Below are 21,772 nucleotides of genomic sequence, written 5' to 3' on the forward strand. Positions count from 1 at the left end.
TGATCATCGACCTGCTTGACACCGAACAAAGGACCGCCGCTCATCCCATCAATATCTGTTAGCATCGAATGTCTTCCGCCAGCTTCACCCTGTATGACCGGAACTTTAGCATAGAATCGGTCGTTAACTTTCTTGAGCTCCTCCGGAGGGTCATAAACGGGAAACACTTGGAGGAGCGGTGTGTTAAGTTCGACGTTGACAATGCCGCTCTGGCCATTCCCGTCAATTCTAATGGTTTGAACCTGAGTGGGAAAACCAATGAGGAAATAACCATTAAGGTCATTTGGCACTTCTCTCCATGCACCTTCGTCGAGCGCTTGTACTCCGCCCGCAATTAATTGCTTCGTATATAGCGGTAGAAGTGGTATCAATGCATAGTCAAGGCCTTGCTCGTAGATTGACCAACAATGGCAATTGTCGAGATCAAATGGAATGGACGGAAAAGATTTGCTCGAACCTATTCCGTCGATCAATCTCGCGCTGATGATCTTTCGGCCGTTTTGTCGTCGACTTTCAATGTCATTAATAATGTGACCAGCGGTAACGAGAAACCATATATTTCTGACGGAGATTACAAAAGCCGAAACCGAAAACGCCTTCAAATCATCACTGGATCCTGGATCGGAAGATTCTTTGCCCGAATCAATCCAAGATAAGCTGATAAGATGCTGGCACAATGTATCAAGCAACCTGTCCGCACTTGGTGATTGCTCAATCAAGGCACTCATAATTGCGGCTCATTGAAAAACGAGCGATTTACTTCGCTTCTTTCAACTCCGGATAAAACCCGGATTTCACCAGCGCTTTCACCGCCTCGCCGGCGTCGAAGTTGCCTTCCAGAACGAACGAGGTCTTTTTCGGCTCCAGCGTGTTGCTGGTGATGCCTTTCACGTCCGACAGCGCGTCTTTCAACGCCGCGGTGCATTTGCCGCAGCAGTTGTGCACGTGGGCGATTTCGAGCTTCGTCACTTTCCCCTGGGGCGCTTTCACGTCGGCAATTTTAATGGCCTTGTTATCCGGCGTGCCGCAAAAGCCGGCTTTCACCAGCGCATCGACCCCTTTTTGGAGCGTGGCCAAATTGTCAGCCGTCAGCGTGGTGGTGTAATCGTCTTGGCTGGCTACACATTTGACGCCCGGGACCGTGGCGGCAGCAGTTTGAATCGCCTTCACGCAACTTGGGCAGCAAATGTGCATGTCGGACAGGGTGACTTTTTCCTCAGCCCTGGCTGTCGCTGCCGCTTGGAAAATGACCACAGCCAAAATGCCCGCCAGCAAGATGCGATGCACGTGAATGTTCATGGCGTTTTCCTCGTGAATAAGATTTGGTGCTTTCAAATGATCGACGCCACTCACCGCTCAGGATAGCACTTCAGCCACGCGCTGTCCAATCGACCTATGAGTGATCCCCAGCATGTTCGTCACCGGGCTTGTTGTCGCTCGGCTTGCTGTCGCTGGCGTCTTTAATGTGCCGGGTCACGTTTTCGTAGGTAATATCGTGGGCGTCTTGCTGCTTGAAATCAGTATCCGCCGTAATTTGGACGTTGCGGAACGTGATGCCGGAAATGGGGCTTTCGGGCAGTCCCCAAATGCGGCCGGCGTCTTTGGCGCTTTCGACCTTCACATTGCATATTTCAACGTCGCGCATGCTGGGTATTTTATTTGGCTCGCCGCGGAAGTTGGGCCGCGCATCGTCCATGTACAACAGATCGAACACGAAGGCGTAATGCACGTCCTTCATCTGAATATCTTCATAACGGATGTGTTTCACTGCACCGCCGGCGCCGCGCATCGATTTAATCCGAATGCCGTTGTCGGTCCCCTCCATCGTGCACCGCCGCACCAGCATGTTGTGAATGCCGTTTGTCGTGCCGCTGCCGATGGAAATGCCGTGCCCATGAAGAATGCGGCAATCTTCAATTAAAATGTCATGCCCGCCGCTTTTGATGACAATGTTGTCGTCGCCGACGTCGATTTCGCAATTGCGAATCAGCACGTTTGAGCAATTTGTGGGGTCGATGGCGTCGGTGTTCTGTGCCGTGGCGGGCGCTTGCAGTTTCACGTTCTCGATCAGCAAGTCTGTGACATCGATCGGCACCAGATGAAACTGCGGCGAATTGCGGATCGTAATGCCGTCGACGTGTAAGCGCTGGCAGCCGTTGATTACCACCAATTTCATCCGGGGATAAATAATGCGGCCGGGCTGAGTCCGCGTTGCCCGTTCGGTCCAAGGCCACCAAATTTGTCCCGCCCCGTCGATCGTGCCCGAGCCGGTCAGCGCCACGTCGTGCAAGCTTGTTCCGGAAATCAAGGGCGGCGGCGCTTTCACCTTTTGTCGCACTTCCTCCTGGGTGGTGAGTGTACTGGGTTCGGGCAGGTCGTAATCGGCAAACGTGCCAGGCGCTTGGATCACGGCGCCTTCCTCCAGATGCAAATCGAGCTGGCTACAAAGCTCGAACGGCAGCGTACGGTACACGCCTGCGGGGACAATCAGCCGACCGCCGCCGGACTGTTTCACCTTGGCGATTGCGTCTTTGAACGCCTGGGTGTTCCAAGTTTTCCCGTCGCCAACCCCGCCAAAATCCTGCAGATTAAACGTGCGGTCGGGAATTTTTGGCAGGGCCGGGTTGACATCGGCCGGCCAATCGGGGGCAGTTGCGGCCGGCACGGATTGGTTGACGCTGGAATCATCCGCCCCAAATGCCTGGTGACGCGTCTGTAATTGCAGGCTCGTGAGCACGAAAAAGCAAACAGACGTCACCAACAGCCAACTGTACCGCTGCCTCATGAATCGTGTCACAATATCCCCCTTGTAATGTTTGCGGCGACAGGTTCGATTCTATGGTAAATCCATCATAGTTCAATGGAATTTGCCAAGCGAGTGGCCTGCTAGCCGAGCGTTTGTGCGCAGCATCGCCTTGAGTGTTCCGTTCGTAGGAAATCGCCATCATGAGCTACCGACCGGCTGAAAATCGCTACGCCAGCATGCGCTACAACCGTTGCGGCGCTAGCGGCCTGAAGCTGCCCGCTGTGTCACTGGGCTTGTGGCACAATTTCGGCGGCGTCGACGATTTCGACAACGCCCGCCGACTGATGCTACATGCCTTTGACTTGGGCATCACACACTTTGACCTGGCGAACAATTACGGCCCGCCGCCGGGCAGCGCCGAGGAAAACTTCGGAAAAATTTTGCACGGCGAACTGCAAGCCCACCGCGACGAATTCATCATCTCCTCCAAAGCCGGCTACACCATGTGGGCTGGACCGTACGGCGATTGGGGCAGCCGCAAGTACCTTGTCGCCAGTTTGGATCAAAGCCTGAAGCGCATGGGCTTGGACTACGTCGACATTTTCTATCATCACCGGCCCGATCCCCACACGCCGCTGGAAGAAACGATGGGCGCGCTCGATTTCATAGTCCGCAGCGGCAAGGCGCTGTATGCCGCCGTGTCGAACTACAAACCACCGGAAATGCAACGGGCCGTTGCGCTGCTGCGGCAGCTCGGCACGCCGTGCCTCATTCACCAGGCCAAGTACAGCATGTTCGAGCGCTGGGTCGAGGACGAGCTGCTCGATTTGCTGGCGGCCGAAGGCGTGGGATGCATCGCTTTTTCCCCGCTCGCACAGGGGCTGCTGACAGACAAGTATTTGAGCGGCATTCCCGCCGGTTCGCGGGCCAGCAAATCGGTTTTTTTGAAGCCTGAGCATATTACAGAGGAGAAGTTGTCGATAATTCGCCGGCTGAATGACGTGGCCAAGGCCCGCGGGCAAAAATTATCGCAAATGGCGCTGGCCTGGGTGCTGCGCGACAGTGCTGCTAACCGCCGGCACGGCGCCATGACCTCTGTAGTGATTGGCGCCAGCCGCGTGGAACACATCGACGATGCCGTGGAAATGCTGGGGCAGTTGGAATTCAGCAGCGCGGAATTGTCGAACATCGAAAGCATTCTGCGCCCCTGAAAATTGCGACGTCTTCACGAATGTTAAATGTGCGGCGTCTCTCACGAATGCAGCAGGCCGGCAGCGCGCAAAATGCCAATCAACCCAACCAAAATCCAAAAAGCGTTGAGCACAATGTACGCCTGATGTTTGCGAAGCAGCGCGCACCAGATGAGCAAAATGGCGTCGGTCGTGTTGAAAAACCAGACGAATAAAAACGGGCTGGAAGGTCCCATCCACGCCACAAGTGTGAAACTGATGATCCGCATTAACACCGCCATCAGTTCTACCATGGGAATGTTTTCCGCAATCAACGAATTCACGCGTTTGAACATCGAACGGCCTCCGAGATAGGGATCGCAAATTACGCTGCGGGCAAAACGGTAAGCGGAAAAGAGTGTAAATCGGCCGCCAGGTGATTTCAAATATCCACAATCACTTCCGCCAGCCAGCCGCCGGCTTCGGGCACGACTTTTAGCCCGTGATACGTGATGGCTTTCACTTCGTGATCCAGCCCGTGCCGCGTCGCATCGAGCGGCTCGCCCCAAGCCGTCGCTTGCAAGCCGACCTGCGAAATCTGCACGGAAAACTTCGAGAGCACCAGCCGCCGGGAATCGAAGGTGAACAGCAATTCGTTGATCCAGTCGAATAGCAGATAATCGGTTTCGCCGTCGAGGCGAGGCAACGAGAATACGACTTCGTCCCGCGGTTGAACTTCGTCGAGATTACTCACGATCAGCGAGAACAATCCGGCCGCTGCCTCGCAGAATAACTCTTCCAGCGTGCCGGAACGAATGCGCAGCCCGATATCAGCCGTGTGGGAGAAAACTTCATACATCATCAAATTTTCACCACAGTGCGGCCTACCGAGCGGCCGGCCAAAATGTCTTCAATCTTCGGCTCCAAATCGGCCAGCGCCACTTCGGTCGACAATTCATCGAGCTGCGCGGGTTTCCACAGTCCGGCCAATTTCGCCCACAGCGCGGTCCGTTTATCCGCCGGATACCAAGCGGAATCAATGCCCGCCAACACCACACCCCGCAAAATGAACGGATACACCGTGATGGGCAATTCTGTGCCGCCGACCAATCCGCAGGCAGTCACACAGCCTTGTTCTTTCATCGACCGCAGCAGCGTGGAAAGAACCGTGCCGCCGACGGTGTCGATGGCCGCCGCCCACTGCGCTCTGAGCAACGGCTTGCCGGACGTGTCGGTCACCGTTTCGCGGAGCAGAATTTCTTTCGCGCCCAGTCGCCGTAGCAAATCTGCTGCAGCCGGCTTTCCGCTCACGGCCGAAACACGAAAGCCGGCTTGCGCCAACATCGCCACCGCCAACGAGCCCACGCCGCCGCTAGCGCCGGTGACCACCACATCGCCTCGTTCCGGACCAATGCCCTGCCGCTGGATTGCCTCAACACACAGCGCCGCGGTGAATCCAGCGGTGCCCAAAACCATGCTCTCCCGCAGCGTTAATCCGGCGGGCAGCGGCACGACCCACTCGGCCGGCACGCGGATGAACTCGGCATACGCGCCCCAGCGTGCCGCGCCCAGTTCAAAACTCGTGACAATCACTTCGTCGCCCGCGCGGAATTTCGGCGAGTTGCTTTCCACCACCGTGCCGGCTCCATCGATGCCCGGCACGTGCGGAAATCGGCTCACCACGCCCGCATGCCCCGTGGCCGCCAGGGCGTCTTTGTAATTCAGCGAGGAGTATTGCACGCGCACCAGCACCTCGCCAGCGGGCAAATCATCCAGCGGCACGGTTGCCAGACGGCGTTCGACAACTCCGTTTTCGCGCTTGGTAACCAGAAAACATCGCATGGATTTGGGCATGGGCGGCCCCGATGAGTGAGTGCCTGAAATTTGAACTGCCTCTCACTGCCACGATCAACCTTTGATTACAAAATTCACCAACCGCCCGGGCACGGCGACGACTTTGATAATGGTTTTCCCGGCCAGCAGCTCGGCGATTTTCGGATCGGCTTTGGCGGCGGCTTCCAGCAATTTCGGATCGCTGGCCGCAGCGCCGGCCGGCACCGTAATTTTGCCACGCAGCTTGCCGTTGATTTGCACCGGCACTTCGACCGTATCTTCTTGCAGCCAGCGCGGGTCGACCGTGGGCCACGGTTCGTAAGCCAGTGTCTTGGTGTGCCCCAGGGCTTGCCACAGCTCTTCGGCAATGTGCGGGGCAAACGGCGACAAAATTAGCACCAGCTTTTCCATCGCTTCCTGTGGCCGCACCGTTTCCTTGGTGAAAAAATTCGTGAACTCCATCATCCGGGCAATGGCCGTGTTGAATTCCAGATGGTCCAAATCTTTGGTCACCGCAGCGATGGTTTTATGCAGCGTACGATTTTGCTCATGAGTGGGCGGCACATTTTGCACCGCCGGGTTAAGCTGCATTTCCTCCGCCTGATCGGCGACAATCATCCGCCACACGCGCCCCAAAAATCCGAATACGCCGTTCACCCCGGCCATGCTCCACGGCTTAGTGGCTTCCAGCGGGCCCATGAACATTTCGTACAGACGGAGCGAATCGGCACCGTATTCTTTCACAACCTGATCGGGATTGACCACGTTGCCGCGAGACTTAGACATTTTCTCCGCGCGCGATGTCAATTCATACTCCTTTCCATCGTGCACCCAATACGGTACGCCACTCCGCAGCGTAACCTGGTCTCTAGCAATCGTTTTCATTCCATAGCCAACTCCATATTCGGCTTGACCAGCGGACACGAACTCGTTTGTATAATTCGAGTTATCATCCAATTTGACGTAAACATCAAAAGTCGGTTCACCCAAAATCATCCCCTGGTTCACGAGCTTCATGAACGGCTCCTGCGTGCTCACATAACCGCGGTCGAACAGCACTTTGTGCCAAAACCGCGAATAGAGCAAATGCAGCACGGCGTGCTCGGCCCCGCCGATGTACAAATCAACCGGCATCCACGCTTTTTCCACGGCCGGGTCGATCAGCGCTTTGCCGTTTTTGTTGTCGAGAAAGCGGAGATAGTACCAGCACGAGCCGGCCCATTGCGGCATGGTGTTGGTTTCACGTTTGTATTTTTTGCCGTCAATCACAGGGTAGAGCCACTCGGCGGGCGCTTTTTCCAGCGGCGGCTTGGGCTCGCCGATCGGTTTGAAATCGGCCAGCTCCGGCAGATTCACGGGCAATTCACTGGCCGGCACGATGCGCAACAAGCCCGTTGGATATCCTGCATCGTCGAGCTCGTGCAAAATCGGAAACGGCTCGCCCCAGAAGCGCTGGCGACTAAATAACCAATCGCGCAGTTTGTAATTGACAGCGCCAATGCCCAGGCCCGCTGCGGCCAAATCAGCGATGATCCGCAGTTTGAATTCCGGTGTCGAGAGATAATTGTAGTGACCGGAATTGATCGCTTCGCCATCGCCGATAAAAGCTTCCTTCATCTCGCTGCCGTCGGCCACCGCTTCCTTTTGCCCGGTCGGTTTTACGACGGGAACAATCGGCAGGTGGTACGCTTTGGCGAATTCGAAATCGCGTTCATCGTGGGCCGGCACAGCCATAATCGCGCCGGTGCCATAACTGATCAACACGTAATCGGCCACCCAAATCGGCACGGGATGGCCATTCACCGGGTTAATGGCGTAGCTGCCGGTGAACACGCCCGTTTTTTCTTTCGAAAGTTCGGTGCGATCCAAATCGCTTTTGCGTGCCGCCGCCTCGCAGTATTTTTGAACGGCGTCAGCTTGTGTCGGCATCGCCAGCCGATTGACAAACGGATGCTCCGGCGCGATGACCATGTAGGTTGCACCAAACAACGTATCGGGCCGGGTGGTGTAAATGCGAAGCACATCGCCGGGCGCTTGGGGCGGAAAGCCGGCTTTGGCCCGGTGAGATTTCCAGTCTTCAAAAGCCGCTTCCACTCCCTCACGGTCGCGGCTCTCTGACTTTTGTTCGTTTTCTGCCTTCTGCTTTCTGCCTTCTGCATTTCCAACATAAAAATCAACTTCCGCGCCGGTGCTGCGGCCGATCCAATCGCTTTGCAGTTTTTTAATGCTGGCAGGCCAATCGACCAGTTCCAAATCCTTTTCCAGCCGGTCGGCGTAGGCGGTAATGTGCAGCATCCACTGCCGCAGCGGCAGCCGCACGACCGGATGTCCGCCGACTTCGCTCACGCCGCCAACAACTTCCTCGTTTGCCAGCACCGTGCCCAGGGCCGGGCACCAGTTGACCGGTGCTTCATGCTGATAAGCCAGGCGGTGCGAATCCTGGTAGCGCCGCACCGCTTCGGCCCCGGCCCCTTTTACTTCTGCTGGAATCGGCAGCTCGCTAATCGGCCGGCCTTTGCCGTTATGAGTGTGGCCGGCGGAATCTTGCCATTGAAAATCCTCATCGAACCACGTATCGAACAACACCAGAAAAATGAATTGCGTCCAGCGGAAATAATCCGGATCGGTCGTCGCCAGTTCACGCTGCCAATCGAAGCTGAAGCCGAGCATTTTCAATTGCCGGCGGAAGTTCTCAATGTTTTTTTCCGTGCTGATCCGCGGCGGCGTGTTGGTGCGAATGGCATGCTCTTCAGCAGGCAGGCCGAAGCTGTCGAAGCCCATCGGGTGCATCACCGCTTTGCCGCGCATTCGCTGGTAACGGCATACGATGTCAGTCGCCGTGTATCCTTCCGGATGCCCCACGTGCAAACCGTCGCCGCTGGGGTAAGGGAACATATCGAGCACGTACATTTTTTCGCCCGTCGGCATGCGCGGCGCGGCGAACGTGCGGTTCTGTTCCCAATACTGCTGCCACTTGGGCTCGATGGTGGCGTGATTGTAGCGCGGCATGTGAAGGAAGCGATTAGCGGTTGGTAATTTGTAGTAAGCGATTAGCCGGAAGTCACTCCTGAACCTGTCCTCGAATGGGCGATTTTACCCCCTGCGCTGCGCAGGGCATAGGCCGCGCAGTTCGGGCGTTTCTTGACCGTTGCCGCCCGCCGCGCTATAGTGGCAGTGATGTCTACCCCGTCCAAAAAACGTGCGATTTCTCCCGCGAGAATGACCATGCGTACTCCCGCCGAGGTTCGCGCCGCCTTGCGCGCCGCCGGCTGCCGCTATACCACGCAACGGGCCGCGGTGTACACGTATCTGGAGCAAGCCCACCATCATCCCACCGCCGACGAAGTGTATCAGGCCGTGCGGCGGCGGATTCCCCACATCAGCCTGGCGACAGTTTACAACGCGCTGGAAGCGCTGGTCGAATCGCAATTGGCCAACAAGCTAACCAACGGCCCCGGCTCGGCCCGCTACGATTGCGGCGGCGAAGATCATTATCACTTGCGCGATTTAAACACCGGCGAAGTGCGCGATCTGCCGCTCGACTTTGATCCGCAACTCTTGCAAAAACTCAATCCGCAACTGCTAAAAAAGCTGGCCCGCGACGGTTTTCAAGTCACCGGCTACCGCTTGGAAGTGCTCGGCCGGTTCGAGCGGTAGAAGGCGCATGCTAAATCGCTAGCGGGTGGGGCCACGTTCCAATGATTTGCCATCATCCACCGCTTGCGGTTTAGCGCTGCCGTCACTTCCGCCCCAGCAGTTTTTTCACTTCTTTCCACGGCCGCGTGTTGGCCACGTCGGCTTTCGTCAAACCTGCCCGACGAGCCTGCAAAATGCCGAACCGCATCACGTTCAACCCCGCCACGCTATGGGCGTCGGTCGAAATCACCACTGGAATGCCGCGCTCGCGGCAGGCGGCGCAGTGGATGTCGTCCAAATCGAGCCGGGCGGGATTGCTATTCAACTCCAAAATTTTGTGGTGCTCAAGCGCCGCCTCGTAGACCGCTTCCAAATCGACTTCGTAAGGCTTGCGGCGGTTGATGATCCGGCCTGTCGGGTGCGCGATGGCACACACATTGGGGTTAGCCAGGGCATCGACAATCCGCTTGGTGATTTGCTCGCGCGGCTGATTCTGGCCGAAGTGAACGCTGGCCACGACCCAATCCGCGCCGCTAAGGCACTTATTATCCAAATCGAGCGGGCCCTTTTCCAAAATGTCGACTTCCACACCTTTAAGCACGGTAAAGCCGCGGAGCTTTTCGTTCAACTTGTCGATTTTGTCCCACTGTTTTTTCAGCCGATCGGCGTTCAAACCGTTGGCCACGGTGACGCGCGGTGAATGATCGGTAATGGCGATGTATTTCAGGCCCAGCGCTTGGGCCGCGGCCACCATCTCCTCCAGTGTGGCTTTGCCGTCCGACGCATCGGTGTGCATGTGCAGGTCGCCGACCATGTCGTCCAGCTCGATCAGCTTGGGCAATTTGTTTTCCTCGGCCCATGCGAATTCCCAACGATCTTCGCGCAGCTCGGGCGGAATCCAGGGCAAATCGAGGGTGGCGTAAACATCTTTTTCCGTACGCCCGGCGATGTAAATGCCCTCGGCTGCTTCATCAGCGTCTTCCTTCGCGGGTTTGCTGGCCTTCTTTTTGTTCTTCTCCGGCGGCGCTTCCATCTTGAACACGCCGTATTCGTTGATTTTCAATCCACGGTCTTTCGCCATGCCGCGCAGCACCACGTTGTGGGCTTTGGAACCGGTGAAATATACAAGGGCGGCGCCGTACGATTTCGCTTCCACAATTCGCATGTCGATTTGCAGACCGTTGGCGAGGCGGACCGACATTTTGGTTTCGCCGCGGCCCAGCACGGTGTCGATGCCCTCGAACGTGGCCAGTCGGTCCATCACTTCCTGCACGTCGCGGCTTTCGACCAGCACGTCCAAATCGCCGATGGTTTCCCGCCCGCGGCGGTAGCTGCCGGCCAGCTCAATTTGCTTCACGCTTTTAGCGGCCCGTAAATGCTCCACCAGGGCTTGGGCATAAGTATCGGCTTCGGCCCAGTACATGCGTTCCACTTCCGGCGAGGCGGCGAACGCCAGGCCGGCCAGAATGGTCGCCTCGGTCTTTTCGCCAAAGCCCTTCAGCGCACGTACTTTTTGCGCTTCGCAGGCGGCTTTTAATTCTTCCAGCGTTTTGATGCCCAATTCTTTGTGCAACAGCGCCGCTTTTTTCGGCCCGAGGCCGGGAATCCGCAGCAGTGCCAACACGCTTTGCGGCACCTGGGCCTGCAATTCCACCAGCATCGGCAGCGAGCCGGTGGCGAGCATCACCTTGATTTTTTCGGCCAGGTCCGCGCCGATGCCCGCAATGTCAGTCAGCTTGCGGTTGGCATCCGCGGCGATTTTTTCCAGCGGCTCGGCCAAGTCGCCAATGGTGCGCGAAGCATTGCGATATGCCCGCACCCGAAATGGATTGGCGTTTTGAAATTCCAGAATGTCGGCGACCAGATCGAACGCGGCGGCAATTTCGGAATTTTTCATGTGCGCATTATATGTATTTACCCCCCGGTGACTCACCGGGGGGTAAATAATAAACCGCCAATGTTTCAATGCACGCGCTGGCCGGGTTTGGCGCCGCTGTCGGGCGAAAGCAAAAACACTTCGTCGCCGCCGCCACCGGCGGCCGTGACCATGCCTTCACTGAGGCCGAACTTCATTTGCCGCGGCTGTAAATTGGCCACGCAGATAACCAGCCGGCCAACGAGTTTTTCCGGCTGTGGGTACGCTTTTTTAATGCCTGCGAACACGGTTTTTCGCACGTCGCCGCCGAGACTGAGCGTGAGCTTGAGCAGTTTGCGAGCGTCAGGCACTTCTTCGGCAGTAAGAATGCGGGCCACACGCAAATCAACTTTTGTGAAATCGTCGATGCTGCATTCCGGAGCGAGTGGCTCTGCGGCCAGCGCTTCAGGCCCGTCGCTGGAAAGAGGCGAGGGTTGAGGGGCGAGGGGCGAGATATTAGCCCCGGCGGCCACGCCGGGTGAAGCGGATGCGGCTTTCACGGGCGCGGCTTCTTTACTTTCTTCAATCATGGCATGCACCTGTGCGGGTTCGACTCGGGTGAGCAGAGGTTTGAATTTATTGACGCGCGTACCGACCAGCGGTTTTCCGGCCTGATCCCAATGTGTGATTGGATCATTCAACAGCTCGCCGGCTTGCTTTGCCAATTCCGGCAACACCGGCGCGAGATAAATAGTGAGTTGGCGGAACAAATTGAGCGCGACAGTGCAAACATCTTGAAGATTACGCTTGTTCAACTCCAATTCCTGACCATTTTTGATTCGCTTGGCGATTTCCCAAGGCGCCTCCTTGTCAACAAAACTGTTCGCGTTGTCGGCGAGTAGCATAATGTGTCTCATCGCTTTGTTATAATCGCACTCTTCATAAGCTTTTGCGATAAGTTCACCGTCTTCCGCTGCACTCCGAATATACCTGAGGCCTGTATGCACGGAGTCGCTGCTTGCTTCCGTACGCAGAATTTTGGAACCATGAAAATTTGTGGACAAACCCGTCTCTTCTACAAACCGCGCCGTGCGGCTGGCGAGGTTGACGACCTTGCCGACGAGATCGGAATTCACCTTCGTCACAAACTCATCGGGATTCAAATCCAAATCGTCAACACGCGGGCTGAGTTTGCTGGCGTAGTAGTAGCGCAAATACGCGGGATTCAAATGCTTCAAGTAAGTCGACGCTTGGATGAACGTCCCCTTGCTCTTCGACATTTTCTCGCCGCCGACGGTGAGAAAGCCGTGGATGTGTACTTTGGTTGGCAGTTGGAAACCGGCCGTTTTGAGCATGCCGGGCCAAAACAGCGTATGAAAGTACGTGATGTCTTTGCCGATGAAGTGGTGGATTTCGGGAGCGGACGCCGGATTAGCGCTCCGCTCCGCAGACTTCGCGTCGCGGCTAAACGAATTCACATCACGTGAATTTGCACTGCGCGGCCACCACGTTTCAAACTTCTCGCCGTTTTTTTGGCACCACTCGGTGAGCGATGCCATGTAACCGATCGGCGCGTCGAACCAGACGTACCAATAATTGCCTGGGCTGTCGGGAATTTCGAAGCCGAAATATGGCGCGGGGCGGGATACATCCCAATCGCGCAGCGGCTCGTTGAGAAAATGCCCCTTCAAATAATTGGCGACTTCCGACTGCAGCGGCGCGTGCGGATCGTCCCCTTTCGCCCAACCGGCTAAAAACTCGTGCAGCTTTTCCAGTTCGATAAACAAATGCTTGGCGCTTCGCAATTCCGGCTTGGCCCCGGAGAGCGTGCTGACGGGGTTAATTAAATCGCTGGGACTGTACGTCGAGCCGCAATTGTCGCACGTGTCGCCATATTGATCGGGCGATTTGCAGCGTGGGCACGTGCCTTTCACAAATCGATCTGCCAGAAAAGTCTTGGCCTGCGGATCGTAAAGCTGCGTCACCTCACGCTCGCGCACCATGTCGGCGGCCCGAATCGCGGACCAAATTTCACCGCACAGCCGGCGGTTTTCCGGGCTGTTGGTGCTGCCGTAATTGTCAAACTCGACGTGAAAACCGGTGAAATCGCGCAAATGCTGCTCGCGCATGTCCGCAATCAAAGCTTCTTCGCTGCGGCCTTCTTGCCGGGCACGGATCATGATGGCCGTGCCATGCGTGTCGTCGGCACAGATGTAAATGCAACGGTGGCCGCGCAGTTTTTGGAACCGCACCCAAATATCGGTTTGGATATACTCGACCAAGTGGCCCAAATGAATCGGCCCGTTGGCATACGGCAGTGCGGCGGTAACGAGAATTTGACGGGCGGTCATGTAAACTTGGGCGAGCCTGCTGGCACGGGCGGAATGTTAAGCCCGACATTGTAGGACAGATGTGGCCCGCCACGGAATGGGGAATTTTATGCCGCTAATTTCCAAGCTGGGCTTGCGTTGGAAATTCACGACGTTTGGGCTTGTGGCAACGCGGCGGGTCTACGATCATTCCACCTCCCAGACTCCAGGGAAGGGCGTCGGGTTCGCGGCACGACAGCCGTGTCAGCCTGTTCTGATGGCAACACCGCCGGCAAAGGCGGACCGGTTGAAACACATCAGCGGTCGGCAAGGAAGCTGGCTTCAGGCGGATGCGGGCCGCGGCGATTGGTTTGCGCTCCCTGGGGATCACCATTGCGATCCAAGGAGGGAGCGCATGAATTTTGCATATCTTGCGGCGGCAATGATTTCGCTGGCCGCTCCCGGCGATTCCCAACGGACACAAGCTGATAATTTTGAACTGGCGCCACTTGGCAATATCCAACCAACCCACTCAGACTATGCTCCCTCCGGCGGCGCAGCGGCCAACGAGGACACCCTGCTGTTGGATTTCCGCGCCGATTGGTGTGGACCCTGCCGGCAAATGGACCCGGTCGTCGGTTCAATTTTGGCCGCAGGCTACCCGGTGCGCCGCGTCAACATCGACCAGGAGCGCGAACTGGCCAATCGCTTTGGCGTGACCGGCATTCCTTGCTTTGTGATGGTCGTCCACGGGCGTGAGGTGGATCGCGTGGTGGGCGTTACCGATCGTAGCCGCCTGGAAGCCATGTTCAGCCGCAACGGAGTTGGGCCGCAGGTGAATGCTTCTCGCGGACAATCGCCCGGAGGCATTGGCCTACTCTCCGGCGGTGGCATTCCGTTTCCGCCGACGCAGCCTTCATCGCCGGACCAAAACGGATTTTTCGGCAGTCGTTTCCGCTCGCACCCCGACACGTTTGCCCGGGGCGATGATTTCCCGGGGCACGACCCGCGCGACGCAGGACACACTGATGATTTTGAAAATCAGTCCTCCACTCTACACAATCGGTCGACTGCCGACGGAACAAGCGTTCCAGACGCGTATGAACCGCTCTTGCGGGCCAGCGTGCGGCTGAGAATTGAAGATGAAACCGGAATCTCTCGCGGCTCCGGAACCATCGTCGACGCCCGCAGCGGCGAAGCGCTGATTATCACCTGCGGCCACATGTTCCGCGAGGCGGCCAAAAACGGAAAAATTTGGGTCGACCTGTTCGGTCCCGAAGCGCCGCAAGGCGTGCCTGGAAAATTGGTCGATTACGATCTGAAATCGGAAGTCGGTTTGATTCGCATTGCCACGCGCTACCCGGTAACGGCCGCTCGGTTGGCCCCGCCCGGATATATGGTGCGTACGGGCGATAAGGTGATCAGCATGGGCTGCGATGGTGGGGCCGACGCCACGGCCAAGGAAACCCACGTGACTTCCATCAACCGTTATGTCGGCGCCGCCAATTTGCAAGTGGCGTTTCAACCCGTGCAGGGACGCAGCGGCGGTGGGTTGTTCACGCCCGAGGGTTGGGTTGTGGGCGTGTGCTACGCTGCCGATCCCGAAGCCAGCGAAGGGTTATTTACCGCCTTGCCCGCCTTGTGCGAAGAGTTAGATCACGTTGGATTGTCATTTGTCTATCGAGAGCCGGCGGCCAGCGGACAAGTGGCTTCCAATGGCCGCCCACAGCCGCCACGCGCCATCGAAACGACGCAACTGGACAGCCAAACTCAGGATGGCGGCAACCGGTTGACAAACGGCGGTAATGTAATGTTCGATCGTCAACTGCAGCCGGCCAATCAATTGCAGCCCGTAGGAGTAACCACAACGGCACTTTCCGATCGTAACGCTGCGCCGGCAGCGGGACTTGCGGATCGCAGCGGTCAGCAGTTATCGCCTGATGAAAAAGCCGCGCTGGACGCCATTCGCCACGAAACCCAAGGGGCGGATGTGGTGTGCATAGTACGGCCACAAGGAAACGCACAGGCGGAGAGCGAAATCATTGTGCTCAATCACGCCTCGCCGGCGCTGCTGGAGCAATTGACCGCCGCCCAGCAATCCCAGGGCGTCCAACGTCGATAACCCCCCGACCCTGGCCGCTCATTTCTTGCCTGCCGGCGTTTTGTCCATCGGCTTCTTATCCGTCGCCGCCGATGAAGACGCACCCGATGTTGCGGAACTCGCCGCCGCGCTACTCGGGGCCGATTTGCTAGCCGATGGATTCGCCGGCGGAGCCTTGTCGCTGGCGCCCTTTGTTGCCGCGGTGGCTGCGGGAGCGGATGTTGTGCCAGTTTGCTGGCCGGAGTTTGTGTTTGTTGATGTGCTGGGCGAGGTTGTCGCAGCCGGCGAAGTCGAATCCGGGGCGGTGGCGGCCGGCGGTGTCTCCACGACGTCGGGCAATAAAATCCCGGCGATCGATGCGTTGAGCAGCGTCGCCGTAAAGCCGACAAACAGCGCCCGCATGCCCAAGCGGGCCAAATCGTGCCGCCGGTTGGGGGCAATGGACCCAATGCCTCCCAACTGAATTCCAACCGACGAAAAATTTGCAAATCCGGTCAATGCGAAAGCGGTAAGCATGAATGATCGCTGGCTGATCAACCCGGGCGTCATAACACCGGTCGTGGGATCGGTTTTGGGGAGCATTTGCCGCATTTGCAGATAGGCGAAGTGCTCATTGATCGAAAGTTTAGAGCCCAGCAAGCTGCCCACTTTGGCCATGTCTTCCTTGGCCACGCCCATCAAAAAAGCGACTGGAGAAAATATCCAGCCGAACACTTTTCCCAGCGATAAATCGCTCATCCACGCCGGCACCTGGTCGGACGCCAGAATGTGCCATTTCACAAGCGCCGGTCCAATCCCACCCAGCAACGCGTCAAACAGCGCCACGAAGGCGATGAAGGCAATCAACATCGCGCCCACGTTCAGCGCCAAACTCAAACCGTCGGTCGTGCCAGTCGCGGCCGCATCCACCGCGTTGACATAAGGGGATTTTTCTTTCTTGGTGTGTACGCTCCCACCGGTTTCCGTTTTGCTCACTTCTGGCAGGAACAATTTTGACAAATACAAGCTGCAGGGACAGGCCATGACGCAGGTGGTCAACACCGCGACAGGATTGGCGCCATAACTGATGTACACTACCATCATGCCGCCGGAAATGTGCGCCATGCCGCTGGCCATCAGCACAAACAATTCGGAATTCGTCATCCGCGGCACGTAGGGCTTCACGATCAGCGGCGCTTCGGTCTGTCCCATGAACACGTTGGCGGCAACCGAAAGCGTTTCGGCTCCGCTGGTGCGCATTAAGTGAACCATCACCAAGGCCAACATTCGCACGCACCACTGGAGCACCCCAAAGTGGTACAGCACCGTAAAAAACGCGGAGACGAAAATGATCGGCGGCAGCGCTTTGAACGCAAAACAAAAAATAAAATCGTTGCCAAAAACCTTGGCCATGTCGCCGGGCTTGGCCAGGTTGCCGAATACGAATTGTGCCCCCTTATCGGAAAAATCAATGAAAGCCCCTACATATCCACCTGCGTCGTCGAATGCTGCATGCACGCCTTTGATGAAAAATATCCAGTATGCGATTGCAATCACAGCCAGCCCACCAATGAAGCCGGGCAAGCGCAATGTTTCGCCGCGCAGCACCGGCACGATGTGAATCCATAGCACCGCCAGCACAATGCCAACAAAACAAACAACGGCCGTGTAAAAATACGTTTTGTCCTTTCCCAGAACCAACAGAGCCAGCGCAAGCTGCAGCGCCATTCCCCAAATAATCGTGTGCCAGTTCACCGCTCGCAAATTCGCGGAGAACATCGCTACCAGGCCGAAAAAAAAGAGCACTCCGGCCACTGCCTGGCCTTTATAACCAATCACGTCCTGTTGCCAGTAAGCCGCCAATCCTATCGCCGCAATCACCGCTCCAATCGCCATTCGCCAGCTTAACGGCGTCGGCTTGTAAACTTCCGCCGGCGGCGGGGCATCGTGCGGTTCAACGGGCGTTTCCAATGACGGCGGAGGCTGCATGCGAATGAACCTATCCAATCGGTCTGCGAATGAAGAAATCGAAGATGAGCAGAATCACACGATAATAACTTCCCGGCCGCCGCTTCACCACGGGGTAAGCGAAAACCGCTTACGTCGAAAATATGAACCGCCCCGGAAGAAGGGTTTGCATGTTGGTCTCCTTCACTCCCTGGGGGGACTCTGGCTGGTCGGAGTCGACCAGCAGAATCGGCAATTCCGGAGCGAATTCCACCAGCACTTGCCGGCAGGCCCCGCAGGGTGAATGTCCGCCCGGCGTGGCCACAGCCATGGCAAGCCAGTTGTTTTCCGGTCCGGCTTTTCCTTCCCCCGCGGCAATCGTGGTGAACACGGCGTTCCGCTCGGCACAAATGGTCAGCCCATACGATGCGTTTTCCACATTACAGCCGGTGTAGATTTTCCCCGAGGCCGTCAGCAGTGCGGCTCCCACGTGAAACTTTGAGTATGGAGCGTGAGCGTTGCGGCGGATATCGCAGGCCGCTTGAACCAATTTTTGGCGTTGCTCGGGAGTTAGCTTGCCTAGGGGCATGGTTCCTGTTGTATAACACGGGTGATAAACTTACTCAACCGGCGGAAAATGAATCGTTTGTCGCGGCCAAATATTGAGGGAGAGCGCCGATGTCAAGAATTTTAACTGTCTGCGGCGTGCTGTTATTGATTTGCGTGAGCCCATTGTACGGACAAAACGTGCCTAAATCGGGAACGGCTTCTGCTGGCGCTACGAATCCCGCTCCTGCTGCCCCAGCAGCCGCGCCATCGCCGGCGCCAGTCGCACCCAAAGCCTACGATTTACCCACGCGCCCCGATGTGACCGATCGCGTGCTGGTTCTTGCCCCCAAAGACCCCAAGGCGGCGGTTATTTTGCTGGCCGGCGGAAATGGCGGGCTGCAACTGACGCCCTCGGGCGCCATCACCACGCTGGCGGGCAATTTTCTAGTTCGCAGCCGGCAGATGTTTGTCGATCAAGGTTTCGTCACGGTGCTGGTCGATGCCCCGTCGGATCGGCAGGCTGCGCCGTTTCTGATTGGCTTTCGCGTCACGCCGCAAAACGTGGCCGACATGAAGGCGGTGATTGCCTGGGTAAAAAAGCAGTACAAGCTGCCAGTGTGGCTAGTCGCCACCAGCCGCGGCACTCAATCGGCGGCGTATGTGGCGACGTCGCTCACCGGCGGCGACGCGCCTGACGGCCTGGTGCTCACTTCGACCATTCTCAACGACAACAAGGAAGCCGCCGTGCCCAGCATGGCCCTGAACCGCGTGCGCATTCCCGTGCTCATCATCCATCACACGGAAGACGGCTGCAGCAAATGTCCCTACAGCAACGTTGCGGCGCTGCTGGCCCAATTCACCGCCGCCCCGAAAAAACAGTTGATTCCCATCAGCGGCGGCCAAACCCGTGGAGACCCCTGCGAAGCCTGGGCCCATCACGGCTTCAACGGCAACGAGCAGGAAGTGGTCACGCAAATCGCGAACTACATCCTGGCGAAATAATCGGCTGAACATTCTCGCTTTTCCGGGTGTCTTAAGCGGTTAGTATTCTTGCACGCCCGGTAAACAACCTACACTTGGAAAGAGCCCCGAATCCGGCTAGCCGTGGCCTAAATTGGACGGAAATTAATGTAGCGACGGCTGTCCTCAGCCGTTGCGGTAGGGAAGTCTCTCAGCGTCTGACGATAGACGCCACTACATTTTCCAAATCAGGCCAGACCGGTTATTATTCTCGCGTCAGGTGCCATGGCCACTGCCCGGGGTGGCCATGATTTTCCAGCTTGTCCATGCCCACGTCGAACCGTGGGCATGGCACCCAGCAGATCCGTTTTTTGCTGGGCAATACCACCCGACAGCGTTATAATTTGAGCATGACGTCTGAGCAATTCAAAGCGACACTGCATTGGCAACCGTTTCGGCCGTTTACCATTCGCATGGTCGATGGCCGAAGCTTTGATGTTGCTCATCCCGATTTTGTCGCGCAATCTCCCTCAGGCCGAACGGTGGTCGTATTCCAGCGCGATGAAAGTTATAGCGTACTCGATTTGCTGCTGATGTCGGAGCTGGAAGTATCCTCGTCCAATGGCCGGTAGCGATAATTGGCGGTCATTTCCATGGGATTTCACGAACCACTTGATGCAATAAATTGGTTAGATACGCAGACTAAAGCGCAGTTGCAGAAAAGTCCGCCCGATAAGCTTGCGCCGCCTGCTGTCGATGGCTACAGCTTGGTGCTGCTTGAACGTGGAACTGACCGTGAACGTGTCTACAAAACCATTGAGGCCCTAGCAGACAATCCCAACAAGATCATTTCAAAATGCCCTGTTGTCGTCCGACAACATCTTACGCTCACCGATGCGCTAGAAGGTCAGTTCGAGCTCATTTGCACAGATTCGATCTCCATATTTCTTGACGACAACATCGTGCGAGATGGAGAATGCGAGTATCTCGACGATCTTTATCGGAATGTGCGCAAAAGCACGGAATTTGAGCCAGTTAACATCGAACTTCGATCAATACCTAACAACGAGAGCGGAAAACGGTTTTTGCGACAATTCTTCGGGCAGGTTCTTGGCGTGCCGCCCAAACACACTGTTACGCGCAAAAAAGCACGCATCATGGTTCATTGGGGAAACAAACTCGGCGCGGTCATTGAGTCCGATGCTGCTTCTAACTCGCAATAATTCGCTCGACAATCAGCGGTGGAGGAGTAACCGGCTGGCCGGAAATGCTGATCGCGGCGGCGATCATTTTTTTGGCCGTTTCGGCTTTGGCGGGCGGGGCGAAGACGCGCACCAGCGGTTGGCCGCGGTCGACTTTGTCGCCCAGGCGTACCAGCATTTCCAGGCCGGTGGAGAAATCGAGTTTGTCGCCGAGTTTTTGGCGGCCGCCGCCGAGTTCGATAATCGCAAAGCCCAATTGCTCCACGTTCATGGCGGCAATGTAACCGGCGCGGGAGGCAGTGACTTCGCAGGCCGGAGCAATCGGACGCTTGGCATCGAGATTTCCGCCTTGGGCCGCCACCATTTCGCGGAATTTTTCCAGGGCCGCGCCGGAATCGATCAAACCTTGCAGCCGTTTTTTGGCGGCGGCGGCGGTTTTTTCCAGGCCCGTCGAAATGAGCAGCTCGGCGGTCAGTGCGAAGCACAGTTCGACCAAATCGGCCGGGCCCTTGCCTTGCAGCGTGGCCACGCTTTCGTCCACTTCCACGGCGTTGCCTGCCATGCGGCCGTGCGGTTGATTCATGTCGGTCAGCAAGGCCGTGGTGCGTACGTTCATTCGCTGGCCGGTGGCGACCATCGCCTGAGCCAGCGTTTTGGCGTCTTCCTGCTTCCGCATGAACGCGCCGCTGCCCCATTTCACGTCGAGCACCAAGGCGTTCAAGCCCTCGGCCATTTTTTTGCTCATGATGCTCGCGCAAATCAGCGGGATGCTGGGCACCGTGCCGCTGACATCTCGCAGGGCGTACAGCTTGCGGTCGGCGGGGACCAAATCGGCCGTGGCGCCGGTGATGACGCAGCCAACTTTTTCGACCACCGTGTGAATTTCCTTGTCGTTCAAATTCGTGCGGAAGCCGGGAATCGATTCCAACTTGTCGAGCGTGCCGCCGGTCGCCCCCAGGCCGCGGCCGGAAATCATCGGCACCTTCAGCCCGCAACAGGCCAACAGCGGCGCGATGACCAGCGAAGTTTTATCGCCGATGCCGCCGGTGGAATGCTTGTCGACCATGGTGCCCAAACTCGCGGGCCACTGGAGCGTAGCGCCCGATTGCAGCATGACGTCGACCAGCGCGGCGGTTTCGGCCGCATCCATGCCACGGAAAAAAATCGCCATCGCCAGGGCCGACATTTGATATTCCGGCACTTCGCCCCGGACGAACCCGCCCATGAATTGCGAAATTTCATCGGTAGTGAGCGTACCACCGTCACGCTTTTTCATGATCACGGCAACAGGATTCATGCAGTTTCTTTCAAATGAAATTGAATCGCGGAGACGCGGAGGCACAGAGAGGACAGTAAATAAGGCATAAGACTAACCACGGATGAAAGGAGATGAACACGGATTTCGCGGATAGGGCAAATTGAAAATCAAAGAAATCACCAGAGTGGAATAAACTCACTCCAATCAGAAAACTTCCTTTTGCCGATC

At 57.0% G+C, this 21,772-nt stretch carries 18 protein-coding genes; 6 read left to right on the forward strand and 12 right to left on the reverse strand.

The genetic code is table 11. The annotated features are described in order from the left end of the window. The 3 genes from VMJ32_09165 to VMJ32_09175 form a co-directional block, all read right to left on the reverse strand. A partial coding sequence (locus VMJ32_09165; protein HTQ39188.1) for a hypothetical protein occupies positions 1-728 on the reverse strand: 728 nt, incomplete at its 3' end. Between the two features lie 28 nt (positions 729-756). Beyond that, positions 757-1,299, reverse strand: a complete 543-nt coding sequence (locus VMJ32_09170; protein HTQ39189.1) for a hypothetical protein — start codon at positions 1,297-1,299, stop codon at positions 757-759. Between the two features lie 94 nt (positions 1,300-1,393). Next, a complete protein-coding gene (locus tag VMJ32_09175) occupies positions 1,394-2,665 on the reverse strand; it encodes a glycoside hydrolase family 28 protein (protein ID HTQ39190.1) in 1,272 nt (423 codons plus the stop codon). A 281-nt stretch (positions 2,666-2,946) separates the two neighbouring features. Here VMJ32_09175 and VMJ32_09180 point away from each other — a divergent pair, with 281 nt between their 5' ends. Further along, positions 2,947-3,957: an aldo/keto reductase gene (locus tag VMJ32_09180; protein ID HTQ39191.1), complete on the forward strand. Its 1,011-nt coding sequence runs from the start codon at positions 2,947-2,949 to the stop codon at positions 3,955-3,957. A gap of 41 nt (positions 3,958-3,998) precedes the next feature. Here VMJ32_09180 and VMJ32_09185 read toward each other — a convergent pair whose 3' ends face one another. From VMJ32_09185 to leuS, 4 genes are all read right to left on the reverse strand, one after another. Next, on the reverse strand, positions 3,999-4,271 hold the full coding sequence (locus VMJ32_09185) for a hypothetical protein (GenBank protein ID HTQ39192.1): 273 nt from the start codon (positions 4,269-4,271) through the stop codon (positions 3,999-4,001). A gap of 86 nt (positions 4,272-4,357) precedes the next feature. Continuing rightward, positions 4,358-4,777, reverse strand: a complete 420-nt coding sequence (locus VMJ32_09190; protein ID HTQ39193.1) for an archease — start codon at positions 4,775-4,777, stop codon at positions 4,358-4,360. After that, the gene (locus tag VMJ32_09195; protein HTQ39194.1) at positions 4,777-5,769 is read right to left on the reverse strand and encodes an oxidoreductase; all 993 of its coding nucleotides are present in this window, start codon (positions 5,767-5,769) and stop codon (positions 4,777-4,779) included. Before VMJ32_09195 ends, VMJ32_09190 begins: the two co-directional genes overlap by 1 nt. A 54-nt stretch (positions 5,770-5,823) precedes the next feature. Then, complete coding sequence (gene leuS, locus VMJ32_09200; protein HTQ39195.1) at positions 5,824-8,757, reverse strand: leucine--tRNA ligase; 2,934 nt, start codon at positions 8,755-8,757, stop codon at positions 5,824-5,826. Positions 8,758-8,973: 216 nt separating this feature from the next. On the opposite strand from leuS, the gene VMJ32_09205 reads away from it, so the two are divergent. After that, entirely contained in the window at positions 8,974-9,405 is a 432-nt protein-coding gene (locus VMJ32_09205) for a transcriptional repressor (GenBank protein ID HTQ39196.1), read from the forward strand. Positions 9,406-9,487: 82 nt separating this feature from the next. Here the strand turns inward: VMJ32_09205 and polX are convergent, their stop codons facing one another. Next, the gene (gene polX / locus VMJ32_09210) at positions 9,488-11,281 is read right to left on the reverse strand and encodes a DNA polymerase/3'-5' exonuclease PolX (protein HTQ39197.1); all 1,794 of its coding nucleotides are present in this window, start codon (positions 11,279-11,281) and stop codon (positions 9,488-9,490) included. A 65-nt stretch (positions 11,282-11,346) separates the two neighbouring features. Further along, positions 11,347-13,590, reverse strand: a complete 2,244-nt coding sequence (metG, locus tag VMJ32_09215; GenBank protein ID HTQ39198.1) for a methionine--tRNA ligase — start codon at positions 13,588-13,590, stop codon at positions 11,347-11,349. A 373-nt stretch (positions 13,591-13,963) separates the two neighbouring features. Here metG and VMJ32_09220 point away from each other — a divergent pair, with 373 nt between their 5' ends. Beyond that, positions 13,964-15,670: a trypsin-like peptidase domain-containing protein gene (locus VMJ32_09220; GenBank protein HTQ39199.1), complete on the forward strand. Its 1,707-nt coding sequence runs from the start codon at positions 13,964-13,966 to the stop codon at positions 15,668-15,670. Positions 15,671-15,688: 18 nt separating this feature from the next. On the opposite strand, the gene VMJ32_09225 is transcribed toward VMJ32_09220, so the two are convergent. Continuing rightward, complete coding sequence (locus VMJ32_09225; protein ID HTQ39200.1) at positions 15,689-17,617, reverse strand: nucleoside transporter C-terminal domain-containing protein; 1,929 nt, start codon at positions 17,615-17,617, stop codon at positions 15,689-15,691. Between the two features lie 109 nt (positions 17,618-17,726). Further along, the gene (gene cdd / locus VMJ32_09230; protein HTQ39201.1) at positions 17,727-18,164 is read right to left on the reverse strand and encodes a cytidine deaminase; all 438 of its coding nucleotides are present in this window, start codon (positions 18,162-18,164) and stop codon (positions 17,727-17,729) included. Between the two features lie 89 nt (positions 18,165-18,253). Between cdd and VMJ32_09235 the strand changes: the two genes are divergently transcribed. The 3 genes from VMJ32_09235 (at position 18,254) to VMJ32_09245 (ending at position 20,307) form a co-directional block, all read left to right on the forward strand. Further along, a complete protein-coding gene (locus VMJ32_09235) occupies positions 18,254-19,126 on the forward strand; it encodes a hypothetical protein (GenBank protein HTQ39202.1) in 873 nt (290 codons plus the stop codon). A 284-nt stretch (positions 19,127-19,410) separates the two neighbouring features. After that, positions 19,411-19,716: a hypothetical protein gene (locus VMJ32_09240; GenBank protein ID HTQ39203.1), complete on the forward strand. Its 306-nt coding sequence runs from the start codon at positions 19,411-19,413 to the stop codon at positions 19,714-19,716. 21 nt (positions 19,717-19,737) lie between these two features. Further along, a complete protein-coding gene (locus VMJ32_09245; GenBank protein ID HTQ39204.1) occupies positions 19,738-20,307 on the forward strand; it encodes a hypothetical protein in 570 nt (189 codons plus the stop codon). Here the strand turns inward: VMJ32_09245 and VMJ32_09250 are convergent. Beyond that, a complete protein-coding gene (locus VMJ32_09250) occupies positions 20,294-21,583 on the reverse strand; it encodes a thymidine phosphorylase (GenBank protein ID HTQ39205.1) in 1,290 nt (429 codons plus the stop codon). The genes VMJ32_09245 and VMJ32_09250 overlap by 14 nt on opposite strands. Positions 21,584-21,772: the final 189 nt, after the last annotated feature.

This window comes from Pirellulales bacterium, from assembly GCA_035499655.1.
In the GTDB taxonomy this organism is placed as follows: domain Bacteria; phylum Planctomycetota; class Planctomycetia; order Pirellulales; family JADZDJ01; genus DATJYL01.

Coding starts and splice junctions, on each gene's coding strand:
- VMJ32_09170 (HTQ39189.1), bottom strand. CDS start 1,299: ATGAACATTCACGTGCATCGCATCTTGCTGGCGGGCATTTTGGCTGTG.
- VMJ32_09180 (HTQ39191.1), top strand. CDS start 2,947: ATGAGCTACCGACCGGCTGAAAATCGCTACGCCAGCATGCGCTACAAC.
- VMJ32_09185 (HTQ39192.1), bottom strand. CDS start 4,271: ATGTTCAAACGCGTGAATTCGTTGATTGCGGAAAACATTCCCATGGTA.
- VMJ32_09190 (HTQ39193.1), bottom strand. CDS start 4,777: ATGATGTATGAAGTTTTCTCCCACACGGCTGATATCGGGCTGCGCATT.
- VMJ32_09195 (HTQ39194.1), bottom strand. CDS start 5,769: ATGCCCAAATCCATGCGATGTTTTCTGGTTACCAAGCGCGAAAACGGA.
- leuS (HTQ39195.1), bottom strand. CDS start 8,757: ATGCCGCGCTACAATCACGCCACCATCGAGCCCAAGTGGCAGCAGTAT.
- VMJ32_09205 (HTQ39196.1), top strand. CDS start 8,974: ATGCGTACTCCCGCCGAGGTTCGCGCCGCCTTGCGCGCCGCCGGCTGC.
- polX (HTQ39197.1), bottom strand. CDS start 11,281: ATGAAAAATTCCGAAATTGCCGCCGCGTTCGATCTGGTCGCCGACATT.
- metG (HTQ39198.1), bottom strand. CDS start 13,590: ATGACCGCCCGTCAAATTCTCGTTACCGCCGCACTGCCGTATGCCAAC.
- VMJ32_09220 (HTQ39199.1), top strand. CDS start 13,964: ATGAATTTTGCATATCTTGCGGCGGCAATGATTTCGCTGGCCGCTCCC.
- VMJ32_09225 (HTQ39200.1), bottom strand. CDS start 17,617: ATGCAGCCTCCGCCGTCATTGGAAACGCCCGTTGAACCGCACGATGCC.
- cdd (HTQ39201.1), bottom strand. CDS start 18,164: ATGCCCCTAGGCAAGCTAACTCCCGAGCAACGCCAAAAATTGGTTCAA.
- VMJ32_09235 (HTQ39202.1), top strand. CDS start 18,254: ATGTCAAGAATTTTAACTGTCTGCGGCGTGCTGTTATTGATTTGCGTG.
- VMJ32_09240 (HTQ39203.1), top strand. CDS start 19,411: ATGCCCACGTCGAACCGTGGGCATGGCACCCAGCAGATCCGTTTTTTG.
- VMJ32_09245 (HTQ39204.1), top strand. CDS start 19,738: ATGGGATTTCACGAACCACTTGATGCAATAAATTGGTTAGATACGCAG.
- VMJ32_09250 (HTQ39205.1), bottom strand. CDS start 21,583: ATGAATCCTGTTGCCGTGATCATGAAAAAGCGTGACGGTGGTACGCTC.